This is a genomic window from Comamonadaceae bacterium OTU4NAUVB1 (genome assembly GCA_024372625.1).
In the GTDB taxonomy this organism is placed as follows: domain Bacteria; phylum Pseudomonadota; class Gammaproteobacteria; order Burkholderiales; family Burkholderiaceae_C; genus Variovorax.
Window position 1 is genome coordinate 1,315,759 of sequence record CP099605.1, and the last position, 11,492, is coordinate 1,327,250.

An 11,492-nucleotide genomic window follows, 5' to 3' on the forward strand; every position below is an offset into this window, starting at 1 on the left:
CGGCACAATCCCCGGATGCTCATGTACCCGCAGATCGATCCGATCGCCCTCCAGATCGGCCCGCTCGCCGTCCACTGGTACGGCCTGACCTACCTCGCCGCCTTCGGGCTGTTCTACCTCCTCGGCACGCTGCGGCTGCGCCACGAGCCGTTCCGCTCCATCACCGGGCCCGGGGCCTGGTCGCGCAAGGACGTGGAGGACATCCTGTTCCTCGGCGTGATGGGCGTCATCGTCGGCGGCCGGCTGGGCTACTGCCTGTTCTACAAGCCGGGCTACTACCTCACGCACCCCCTGGAGATCTTCTACATCTGGCAGGGCGGGATGAGTTTCCACGGCGGGCTGCTGGGCGTCATCACGTCGATGATCTGGTTCGCCCGCTCGCGCGCCCGGCCGTACTGGCAGGTGATGGACTTCGTCGCGCCCTGCGTGCCGACCGGCCTGGCGGCGGGCCGCGTGGGCAACTTCATCAACGGCGAACTCTGGGGCCGCTTCGCGCCGGCCGACCTGCCCTGGGGCATGGTGTTCCCGCACAGCGGCTCGCTGCTGCCGCGTCACCCGTCGCAGGTCTACCAGTTCCTGCTCGAAGGGCTGCTGCTGTTCGTCTTGCTGTGGCTCTACGCGCGCAAGGACCGGCGCGAGCGGCGCGTGTCGGCCGTGTTCCTGATCGGCTACGGCGTGATGCGCTTCATCGCCGAGTACTTCCGCGAGCCCGACGACTTCCTCGGCCTGCTCGCGCTCGACATGAGCATGGGCCAGTGGCTGTGCGTGCCGATGGTCGCCTTCGGCATCTGGCTGTACGCGAGCGCCCCGCGGCGGCGCACGGTCGTCGCCGGCTCAGGCGACGCCGTCGGCGCGCGCCCGCTCGGCCGCTAGCCAGCCCGCCAGGGCGGCGGCGTCCATCGCAGGCGCGACGTGGGAGCCCTGGAACCCGTCGCAGCGCGCCTCGCGCAGGGCCCGCGCCGTCGCCGCCGTCGCCACGCCGTCGGCGACCACGCGCAGGCCCAGCGTGTGGCCCAGTCCGACGACGGCGCGCACGATGGCCAGGTGCGCCGGCTCGTCCAGCATCCGGTGCACCAGCGAACGGTCGATCTTGAGCGTGTCGATCGGAAACCGGTGCAGGTGGGCGAGGCTCGAATGGCCGGTCCCGAAGTCGTCGATCGACAGCGCCACGCCCAGCGCCCGGAGCGCGCGCAGGGGCGCCAGCGTGCGCTCGGACGCATCCTGGAGCGCCGACTCGCTCAGCTCGACCGCCAGGTGCGCCGGTGCCATGCCGTGGCGTCGCAAGGCCGCGCCCAGCGTCGCGACCAGTCCGGGGTCGCGCAGCTGCAGCGCCGACATGGCGATCGACAGCGCCACCGCGCCCAGGCCGGCGTCGCGCCAGGCCGCGTGCTGGGCGCAGGCCCGCTCGACGGCCCAGGCACCGATGCCCACGATCTGCCCCGACTCCTCCGCCACGGGAATGAATTCGGCCGGCGGCACCGCGCCGAGTTCGCCGTCGTCCCAGCGCAGCAGCACCTGCGCGCCCACCGTGCGGCCCGTGCGGGCATCGACGCGCGGCTGGAACGCCAGGCGCAGCGCCCCGCGCCCGATGGCGTGGCGCAGGTTCGACTCGATCTGCTGGCGGCGCCGGGCGCGCTCGTTCATCTCCGGGGTGAAGAAGCGCGCCGTGTCGCGCCCGCCCGCCTTGCCCTGGTACATGGCGACGTCGGCATGGCGCATGAGTTCGTCGATGTCGGCGCCGTCCTCGGGGTAGAGCGCGATGCCCACGCTGCACGAGACGTGCAGCGCGTGGCCGTCGATGTCGTGGGGCCGGCGCACCGCCGGCACCAGCCGCTCGACCAGCGCCAGCACGTCGTCGCCATCGGCGATGTCGCGCAGCACGACCACGAACTCGTCGCCGCCCAGGCGGCTGACCGTGTCGCCCGGCCGCACGGTGTCCAGCAGCCGTCGCGCCACCGACTTCAGCAGGGCGTCGCCCACGTGGTGGCCCAGCGAGTCGTTGATGACCTTGAAGCGGTCCAGGTCGAGGAACAGCACACCCACGCGCCGCCCGTGGCGGCGCGCTTCCTGGATCGCGTGACCCAGGCGCTCGACGCACAGGACGCGGTTGGGCAGCTCGGTGAGCACGTCGTGCAGCGCCAGGTAGCGGATGCGTTCCTCGCTGCGCTTCCTGTCGCTGATGTCGATCGACGTGAAGATGTAGTGCGAGACCCGGTCCGGCCCGTCGCGCACCACGCTCGCCATCACCCAGGCCGGGTAGCGGGTGCCGTTGCGCCGGCGCACGCCGGCCTCGCCCTGCCAGGCGCCGCGCTGGTCGAGCGCGCGCCAGAAGCCCGGAGCGTCCAGCGTGGCGTCGGCCAGCAGGTAGTCCGGCGTCGCGCCGACGAGTTCGCGCGCGTCGTGGCCGGTGTGGCGGGTGAGGGCCCGGTTGACCGTCAGGATGGCGTGCTGCGCGTCGATGATCATGATGCCCTCGGAGGAGGCCTCGAACACCTTGGCCCAGAGTTCCAGGCGCTGCTCCAGCTGCTTCAGGTGGTTGACGGGCGTGAAGGCGGTCAGCACCGCGTCGCGGCCCTGGTAGGTGAAACGCCGCGCCGACAGCACGGCCCACGAGGGCTGCCGGCCGCCGCGCCAGCGCACCTCGAATTCGTCCACCGCGTCGCGGTCGGCCAGCTGCTGGAAGAAGCGGGCGCGCACGGCGGGTTCCAGCCCCTGGGCCCAGGGGTCGCCCTCGCGTCCGCCGAGCCATTCCCGCGCGGGCAGGTTGGCGTCGAGCACCTCGTGGCCCGGCACGGCCGTGACCATGATCGGGATCGGGATGGCCGCGACGAAGTCGCGCTGGGCCTCGGCCGCGCGCGCGCTGGCGGCGAGTTCCTGCTGCACGCGCCGCTCGCGGTCGAGCTGCGCGAGCATGTCGTTGAAGCCCACGACCAGGCGTCCGATCTCGTCGCCGCTGTCCCAGCGCGCGCGCAGCGTGTGGTCGCCCGTGCGGCGCACCGTGTCGACCACGCCGGAGAGCCGCGCGAGCGGCAGCGCGATCTGCCGCGCGACGTGGTAGACGGCGCCCAGGATCAGCAGCAGCAGGAACAGCGCCGTGCCCAGGTGCAGCCACATGCGGGTGAAGAAGCCCCGTTCGCGCGCCGCCAGCAGCGCGTCGAGGTCGGTGCCGGCGTCGGTCCAGGCCGCGTCGAGGTCGTCCAGAAGCGACTGTCGCGCCGCCTCGAAGGCCGCCACGGGGGCCTCGGCGCGGTCCTCGAACGCCGCGCGCGCCGCCCGCTGGAACGCCTCGATGCCCGTGCGCAGCCGCTCGCGCGAGGCGTCCAGGTGCCGGCGCGAAGGACCGGTGGCCGCCGCGAAGGCCTCCTCGTAGTCGCTCCGGATGGCGGCGGCGACGGCCTCCACCCTGCCTTCGAGGACGAAATGGCGGGTGCGCGCCTGCGCCCCCGCGGCGCCGTCTCCGCGCGAGCGGCCCAGGTGCGCGTCCAGCGCCGAGACCAGCTCCAGCAGTTCCGGAAAACGCAGCAGCACCAGCGACATCGTGTAGTAGCTGTCGAGGTCGGGGTCGAGGATGAGGTTGGACTGGTTGCCCACGCGCGTCACCAGCGCGCGACCGCGCTCGAGCGCCACGCGCTCCAGCCCGGCGCGCGCCGCGTCCCCGGCGGCGGCGTTGCGCGCGCGCGCGACGGCCTGCCGGAAGGCGAGGCTCGGCTCGGCGCTGTGCAGCCCGTCCCCGTGGCGGCGCTCCACGGCCTCCAGCTGGGTGTCCGATGCCGGGTTCGCCCCGCGCCAGCCCGCCAGGGCGAGCAGCGACGGCTGCAGCGCACGGATGTAGGCGATGCCCGCCATCTCCTTGCGGCCGAAATCGATGGCGATGAACTTCTCGTTGATCAGGATGCCGCTGATGAAGATGACGGCGGTCAGGTCCAGCAGGTAGATGACGAGCAGCTTGCGCCCGACACTGAGCCGGCCGAGTCGGCGGGTGAGGAGGTTCAACATGCGAGGGAGGGGAATCTGGGAAACCCCTCAAGCAAGCGTCGTGCCCCCGATCGCACGCCAACTTCATCGAATATAGCTATAAAGTATTACTAAATGAATTCAATCGATGGCTTCGTCGGTCATCCGGTTTCGGCTGGACCGATTCCGGAGGCCGCCGTCCCGCCCGGCTGGACCGCGTGGTGCGACGGCAGCGCGTTGCCCAACCCGGGGCGCATGGGATGGGGCGTGGTGCTGGTGGCGCCCGACGGGCGACGCCACGCGCTGTCGGGGTCGGGCGGCGCGGCGATCGGCTGCAACAACGAGGCCGAACTGCGCGGCGTCATGGCCGCCCTGGCCGCCCTGCGCGCGCACGGGGCCGGCGCGGCGGTGGTGTGCTGCGACAACAGCGTGGTGGTGGCGCAGCTGGGCGGGGCGGTGGACGGAGGCCGCGCCGTGCGTCCCATCGCCCGTCTGGCCGGGCGGTTCGACGAGGCGCGCGCCGCGCTGCGATCGCTGGCCGACGTCCGCGTCGTCTGGATCCCCGCGCACCGCAACCGGGAGGCCGATGCGCTGGCGCGCGCGGCGCTGGGCCTGACGACGCCGCGCCCGGTCGCGCCGCGCCATAAGAAGCGCCGCTGAGGCGCCGTCCCCCGGTGTCAGCCGGCCAGGCCCACGTACACGTGCTGCACGTCGTCGTTGGCGTCGATGGCGGCCAGGAAGGTCTCGACCTCCTCGAGGTCCTCCGCGCTCAGCGACGCCGGGTCGATCGGGTTCTTCGCCCGGTAGCCCAGCCGGGAGGCGACGACGCGGAAGCCGTGCGCGGGCAGGGCGCGGCCGACCAGGTCGAGGTCGGCCGGCGCGGTGAGGAAGCGCGCGGTGCCCTCGTCGTCGCCGGGCTCGAAGTCCTGCGCGCCGGCCTCGATGGCGGCGAGCTCGGCATCGGCCCCGGGGGCCGCCGGCTCGGCCTCGATCAGGCCCAGGTGGTCGAAGTCCCACGCCACCGAGCCGGACGTGCCGAGCTGGCCCTTGCGGAACAGCACGCGCATCTCGGGCGCGGTGCGGTTCACGTTGTCGGTCAGGCACTCGACCATCACCGGCACGCGGTGCGGCGCGAAGCCCTCGTAGATCACGTGCTCGAAGTGCACCGCCTCGCCCGTCAGGCCGGCACCCTTGCGGATGGCGCGATCGAGCGTGTCCTTGGGCATCGACACCTTGCGCGCCTGCTCGACCACCAGCCGCAGCCGGGCGTTGGAGGCCGGGTCGGCGCCGCCGCGCGCGGCCACCATGATTTCCTTGGCCAGTTTGCCGAACAGCCGGCCCTTGGCGTTGGCGGCCACGTCCTTGTGCTTTGCTTTCCACTGCGCGCCCATGTCGATCCGTCCTTGGTGTCGTTTTGAAGGTGGGTGGTTATAAGCCCTGGACGCCGGGCGCCGCGTCCTCGTCCAGCGACCGGCGCGTGTGGAATTCGCGCGCCTCGCCCGTCACCGGGTCGGTGAAGGCGAGCGAGCGGGCCAGCAGGCGCAGGGGGCGCGCGTGGTCCTCGTGGTCGGTCTCGGGCCGCAGCACCGGGTAGATCGGGTCGTCCACGATCGGCACGCCGAGCGCGGCGCAATGCACGCGCAGCTGATGGCGGCGGCCGGTGACCGGCGACAGGCGCAGGTGCGCGACGGCCGGCCCCGGCCGGCCGATCAGCGCGAAGCGCGTCTCCGAGTTCGGCTCGCCCGCGACCTCGCACGTCTTCATGAAGGCGTGCGGGTCGACCGCGAGGCGGGTGCGCCGCGACGGCGGCAGCACGGTGCCGGCCGGCCAATGGACGAGGGCCTCGTAGGTCTTTTGCACGCGGCGCTCGGCGAACAGGCCCTGGTAGGCCCCGCGCGTGGCCGGGTCGACGCAGAACAGCACCAGCCCGGCGGTGCCGCGGTCGATGCGGTGGACGGGCACCAGGTCGTCGAGGCCGAGCTCGCGCTTCAGGCGCGCCAGCAGGGTCTCCCGCAGGTACTTGCCGGTCGGCGCGACCGGGAGGAAGTGCGGCTTGTCGACCACCAGCAGGCGTTCGTCGCGCCACAGCACCTCGTGCGCGAAGGGCACGCGCGGCTCGTCGGGGAGGGATCGGTAGTAGTAGACGCGTTGGTGCGGCGCGTAGGGGCGCTCGGCCGTCACGCGGCCACCGTGTTCGTCGACGACCTCGGCGGCCGCGAAGCGCGCGAGCCACGTCTCGCGCGCGACGCCGGGGAAGCGATGGAGCAGGAAGTCGAGAAAGGTCGGCCAGGCGCCCGGGGGCAGGCCGACGCAGCTCGGCCCTATGCCGTCGCGGGTGGGCAGGGGCAGGGGCGGGCGATCGGGCGGGGAGGGGGCTTTCGGTGCGGCCAAGGATGGGATCGTCGGGGAAGCGGGACCGCCGAATCTACGCCCCGTGCCCGGGAGGCGTTCCCGGGGCCGGTTCAGTCGTGCAGCGACGACAGGAACTGCCTCAATTCCGCCGTCTGCGGGTTGCCGAACAGCTCGGCGGGCGGTCCCATCTCGTGGACGCGGCCCTGGTGCATGAAGATCACACGGTCGCTGACCTTGCGCGCGAAGCCCATCTCGTGCGTGACCATGAGCAGCGTCATGCCCTCCACGGCCAGCGACTCCACCACGCGCAGCACCTCGCCGACGAGCTCGGGGTCCAGCGCCGAGGTGATCTCGTCGCACAGCAGCACCGCCGGCTCCATCGCCAGCGCGCGCGCGATGGCCACGCGCTGCTGCTGGCCGCCGGAGAGCTGGTCGGGCATGGCGTCGAACTTCTCCGCCAGGCCCACGCGCGCGAGCAGCTTGCGCGCCTGCGAGGCGGCCTCGGCCTGGGCGCGCCGCTTGACCAGCGTGGGCGCGAGCATCACGTTCTTGCCCACCGTCAGGTGCGGGAAGAGGTTGAAGCCCTGGAAGATCATGCCCACGCGCTGGCGCAGCTCGCGCATGGCCATCGCGCTGTCGTGCAGCAGCGGCTTGCTGTCGACCGTGAGCGCGCCTTCCTGGAACGCCTCCAGGCCGTTGATGCAGCGCAGCAGCGTGCTCTTTCCCGAACCGCTCTTGCCGATGATGGCGATGACCTCGCCGCGCTTGACGCTCAGGTCGATGCCCTTCAGGACCTCGTTGGCGCCGTAGGACTTGCGCAGCGCGGTGATCTGCACGATGGGCGCGCCGCCCGGCGCGCGGCGCGACGGGTGGACGACGGGGGTGGCTTCAGCGACGGTTGACATGGGTTCTTCTCTCCAGATGTTTGGCAAACAGGCTGATGGGGAAACACAGGGCGAAGTACAGCAGCGCGACGCAGCTGAAGACGACGAAGGGCTTGAAGGTGGCGTTGGAGATCATCCCGCCGGCCTTGGTGAGTTCGATGAAGCCGATGACCGAGGCGAGCGCCGTGCCCTTGACCACCTGCACCAGGAAGCCGACCGTCGGCGCGGTGGCGATCCGCACGGCCTGCGGCAGCACGACGTGGCGCATCTGCTCGCCGAAGCTCAGCGCCAGGCTGGCGGACGCTTCCCACTGGCCCTTGGGGATGGAGGCGACGCAGCCGCGCCAGATCTCGGCCAGGAAGGCGCTGGTGTAGAGCGTGAGCGCCACGCTCGCGGCCGTCCACGCCGAGACGTCGATGCCGAACAGCGCGATGCCGAAGTACGCGAGGAACAGCTGCATCAGCAGCGGCGTGCCCTGGAACAGCTGCACGTACACGCCGATGGCGCGCTGCGCGCCGCGCCCGCCGCGCAGCCGCGCGAACAGCAGCAGGCCGCCGACCACGCCGCCGCCGACGAAGGCGATGGCCGACAGTGCCACCGTCCAGCGCAGCGCGAGCAGCAGGTTGCGCAGGATGTCCCAGAGGGAGAACTCGACCATGGGGAGGCTTTCCTGTTGTTGTTGCGGTCGGGGACCGGTCAGCGGCCGAAGAAATATTTCGGCCCGGCCCAGTCGAGCAGGCGCCGCAGCGCCACCGACAGCGCCAGGTAGATCAGCGTGGCGACGATGAAGGACTCGAAGGCGCGGAAGTTGCGGCTCTGGATCAGGTTGGCCGCGTAGCTCAGCTCCTCCGTGGAGATCTGGCCGCAGACCGCCGAGCCCAGCATCACGATCACGATCTGGCTGACCATCGAGGGCCAGACCTTCTTGAGCGCGGGCGGCAGCACGACGCGGAAAAAGACCTGCACGCGGTCGAGCGCCAGGCTCACGGCGGCCTCGATCTGGCCCCGGGGCGTCGCCTCGATGCCGGCGCGCACGATCTCGGTGGCGTAGGCCCCGAGGTTCAGCGTCATGGCGATCACCGAGGCCATCTCCGCCGACAGCTTGAAGCCCGCCGCCGGCAGGCCGAAGAAGATGAAGAACAGCTGCACGATGAAGGGCGTGTTGCGGATCAGCTCCACGTACGCGCCGACCCCCCAGCGCAGCCACGTCGGACCGCCCGAGCGGGCCCAGGCGCAGAACACGCCCACCGCCATGCCCACGACGGTGGCGATCGCGGTGAGCCCGACGGTCCATGCCACGCCCCGGAGCAGCAGGGGCCACTGGGCGAGGACCGCCAGGAAATCGAAGGTGATGCGCATGGCCGGGTGCTTCCGTCGGGACCGGTCGGGATCAGCTCGGCAGGTCGCCCGACGGGCGGCCGAGCCACTTCTTCGACAGCGCGTCGAGCTCGCCGGCCTTCTTGGCCTCGGCCAGGATGTCGTTGACCTTCAGGCGCAGCTTGTCCTCGCCCTTGGCCACGCCGATGAAGTTGGGGCTGTCCTTGAGCAGCAGCTTGAACTCGGCGCCCACGCCGGGATTCTTGGCCATCATGTTGCCCGCGACCGAGGCGCTGGTCGCCACCAGCTGCGTCTGGCCGGCGACGAAGGCGGCGATGGTGGCGTTGTTGTCCTCGAAGCGCTTGACGTCGACGCCCGCGGGGGCGACCTTGGCCAGTTCCTGGTCCTCCATCGCGCCGCGCGTGACGGCCACGCTCTTGCCGGCCAGGTCGCCCCAGCCCTTGATCGCCATCGACTTGGGCGCGAACACGGCCTGGAAGAAGGGCGAGTAGGCGCTCGTGAAGTCGATCACCTTCTCGCGGTCGGGGTTCTTGCCGAGCGTGGAGACCACCAGGTCGGCCTTGCGCGTCTGCAGGTAGGGCACGCGGTTGGCGCTGGTCACGGGCACCAGCTCGACCTTCACGCCGAGCTTGGCGGCGATCAGCCTGGCCACGTCGACGTCCAGGCCCTGGGGCGCCATGTCGGTGCCGACGAAGCCGTAGGGCGGGTAGTCGGTCGGGATGGCGATCTTGATCGACTTGGCCTTCATGACGTCGTCGAGCGCCGCCTGGGCGTGCGCGCCGGCCGAGGCGAGGAGGGTGGCCGCTGCGGCGAGGCCGAGCGCGAAGGCGCGTTTGGTGATGAGAGGGGTCATAACAGGGCTCCTAGGTAGGTGGATGAATCGTCGGGGGTGGGTTCGTCGGCGGCCGCTGGCACGCTGCCCGCGACCGCGGTGCCGCCGGCCAGGGGCGCGAGCGCGTCGCGCAACTGCGCCAGCGGGTCGTGGTCGCAGCGCGCGCGCAGGGCGGCGTGCACGGTGCCGATGTGTTCGGACATCAGGGCCTCGGCGCTGGCCGCGTCGCCGCGTGCGAGGGCCTCGACGATGCGCACGTGGTCGGCGCAGGATTGCGCGGCGTCGTGGGTGGACTGGTAGCGCATCGCGATCAGCGTGGTGCGCGCGGTGAAGTCGCGCAGGGTGTCGGCCAGCAGGGTGTTGCCCAGGCACTCGGCCAGGCAGACGTGGAAGTCGCCCAGCAGGAAGCTGCGGGTGCCGATGTCGGTGTCGTCGGCGATGGCGGCCTGCTCGCGCGCGAGGTGGGCGCGCAGGCGGCCGAGCGCGACCGCGCCGATGCGCCCGGACTGGCCGGCGCTGCGGATCAGCCCGACCTCGATCACCCGGCGCGCCTCGAAGGCCTCGCGCGCCTCGTCCTGCGAGGGCTCGATGACGAACCAGCCGCGCCGCGCGCTCACGGTCACGATGCCGCGCGCGGCCAGCCGGGTCAGCGCCTCGCGCACGATGGTGCGGCTGCAGCCGAACAGCATCGCCAGTGGCTGTTCGCCCAGCCGGGAGCCGGGCGCGAGCTTGCGCGCCATCACCGCCTCGATGATGCGTGCACTGATTTCGGAAGCGGAGATCGACATGTCACCGTGCGTCAGCAGCTTCCGTGCCAACTGGTATGCAAGATGTGCGCACCACGAAGGCGCAAAGATGCAAACCTTTCGTGCTACTTCCCTGCGATGCTCGGGCGGCGATCCGTGGGCCTCGGGCATGGGAAATCCGCCCGACTCATGGTCCACTGTCGCCGCGATCCGACGACACGGACGAAGACCGAGACGACCACAACGATTGGAGACGACCCATGAATCCAGACCTCGACCGGCGCCACCTGTTGCGCCTGGCCACCCGCACCACCGCCACCGCCGCCGGGGCTTCGGCCCTGGGCCTGTTCGGCGCGCTCGCCTCGCCGGCGCATGCCCAGGCGGGCTGGCCGGCCCGGCCGGTGACGATGATCGTGCCGTTTCCCGCCGGCGGCGGCACGGACGCCTTCGCCCGGCCGTTCTCGGCGCAGTTCTCGCGCGCGACCGGCCAGACGCTGGTGATCGACAACCGCGGCGGCGCCGGCGGCACGCTCGGCGCCGGCATCGCCGCCAAGGCGCAGCCCGACGGCTACACGCTGTTCATGGGCGCGGTGCACCACGCCATCGCACCGGCGGTGTACCCGCGCCTGGACTACGACATCGAACGCGACTTCGTCCCGCTCATGCTGCTGGCCAACGTGCCCCAGGTGCTGGTGGTCAATCCGCAGCGCGTGAAGGTCGCCAACCTGCGCGAGTTCCTCGACCTGGCGAAGAAGAACCCCGGCCGGCTGAACTACGCCTCGGCCGGCGCCGGCACCTCGCACCACCTGGCCGGGGAACTGTTCAAGCTGCAGACCGGCGTCTTCATCACCCACATCCCCTACCGGGGCGCCGGCCCGGCGCTGCAGGACCTCATCGCCGGCAACGTCGACGTCATGTTCGACGGGCTGGGTTCGTCGGCCCAGCACATCAAGGCCGGTCGCATCAAGGCGCTGATGGTCTCGGGCACCCGGCGCAATCCCGCCTTCCCCGACGTGCCGTGCGCCGCCGAGGTGGGTCTGCCGGACTACACCGTGACCACCTGGTACGGCCTCTGGGCACCCCGGGGCACGCCGGGCGAGCTCCAGGCGCGCATCATCGAGAGCGCGCGCAAGGCGCTCGCGGCCGACGACCTGCGCACCATCTGGGCGGCCAACGGCTCGGAGATCCCGGACCTCGCGACCACGGCGTTCGGCGGCTTCGTCAACGCCGAGGTCCGGCGCTGGGCCACCGTCGTCAAGGCCTCCGGCACCAAGCTCGACTGACCCCGATGTCCGGCGCGACCCGCCTGCAGCACCCGGCGGCACCGTGCACCGCGACGGCGCCTGCGCCTTCAGCGGCTGGCCCGCCGCGTGCTTCCGATGCGCA

At 71.8% G+C, this 11,492-nt stretch carries 11 protein-coding genes; 3 read left to right on the forward strand and 8 right to left on the reverse strand.

Annotated features, from left to right (window positions below):
• Positions 1–15 precede the first annotated feature (15 nt).
• A complete protein-coding gene (gene lgt, locus NF681_09550; protein ID UST55389.1) occupies positions 16–873 on the forward strand; it encodes a prolipoprotein diacylglyceryl transferase in 858 nt (285 codons plus the stop codon).
• Here lgt and NF681_09555 read toward each other — a convergent pair.
• The gene (locus NF681_09555; protein ID UST55390.1) at positions 835–3,996 is read right to left on the reverse strand and encodes an EAL domain-containing protein; all 3,162 of its coding nucleotides are present in this window, start codon (positions 3,994–3,996) and stop codon (positions 835–837) included. The two genes, lgt and NF681_09555, sit on opposite strands and share 39 nt — an antisense overlap.
• Positions 3,997–4,089: 93 nt before the next feature.
• On the opposite strand from NF681_09555, the gene NF681_09560 reads away from it, so the two are divergent.
• Positions 4,090–4,614: a ribonuclease HI family protein gene (locus NF681_09560; protein ID UST55391.1), complete on the forward strand. Its 525-nt coding sequence runs from the start codon at positions 4,090–4,092 to the stop codon at positions 4,612–4,614.
• Between the two features lie 17 nt (positions 4,615–4,631).
• Here the strand turns inward: NF681_09560 and NF681_09565 are convergent, their stop codons facing one another.
• The 7 genes from NF681_09565 to NF681_09595 form a co-directional block, all read right to left on the reverse strand.
• Positions 4,632–5,345 (reverse strand): YebC/PmpR family DNA-binding transcriptional regulator, encoded by a 714-nt coding sequence (locus NF681_09565; protein UST55392.1) that lies wholly within the window; start codon positions 5,343–5,345, stop codon positions 4,632–4,634.
• A 37-nt stretch (positions 5,346–5,382) separates the two neighbouring features.
• Positions 5,383–6,345 (reverse strand): pseudouridine synthase, encoded by a 963-nt coding sequence (locus NF681_09570; protein ID UST55393.1) that lies wholly within the window; start codon positions 6,343–6,345, stop codon positions 5,383–5,385.
• A 71-nt stretch (positions 6,346–6,416) separates the two neighbouring features.
• Complete coding sequence (locus NF681_09575; GenBank protein UST55730.1) at positions 6,417–7,145, reverse strand: amino acid ABC transporter ATP-binding protein; 729 nt, start codon at positions 7,143–7,145, stop codon at positions 6,417–6,419.
• A 49-nt stretch (positions 7,146–7,194) separates the two neighbouring features.
• A complete protein-coding gene (locus NF681_09580; protein ID UST55394.1) occupies positions 7,195–7,848 on the reverse strand; it encodes an amino acid ABC transporter permease in 654 nt (217 codons plus the stop codon).
• A 38-nt stretch (positions 7,849–7,886) separates the two neighbouring features.
• A complete protein-coding gene (locus tag NF681_09585; GenBank protein ID UST55395.1) occupies positions 7,887–8,549 on the reverse strand; it encodes an amino acid ABC transporter permease in 663 nt (220 codons plus the stop codon).
• Between the two features lie 31 nt (positions 8,550–8,580).
• A complete protein-coding gene (locus NF681_09590; protein UST55396.1) occupies positions 8,581–9,381 on the reverse strand; it encodes a transporter substrate-binding domain-containing protein in 801 nt (266 codons plus the stop codon).
• Positions 9,378–10,148 carry a GntR family transcriptional regulator gene (locus NF681_09595; GenBank protein ID UST55397.1) on the reverse strand — a complete coding sequence of 257 codons (771 nt, stop codon included), beginning with the start codon at positions 10,146–10,148 and terminating at the stop codon, positions 9,378–9,380. The genes NF681_09590 and NF681_09595 overlap by 4 nt, the downstream gene beginning before the upstream one ends.
• A gap of 218 nt (positions 10,149–10,366) precedes the next feature.
• Between NF681_09595 and NF681_09600 the strand changes: the two genes are divergently transcribed.
• Complete coding sequence (locus NF681_09600; GenBank protein UST55398.1) at positions 10,367–11,389, forward strand: tripartite tricarboxylate transporter substrate binding protein; 1,023 nt, start codon at positions 10,367–10,369, stop codon at positions 11,387–11,389.
• Positions 11,390–11,492 lie beyond the last annotated feature (103 nt).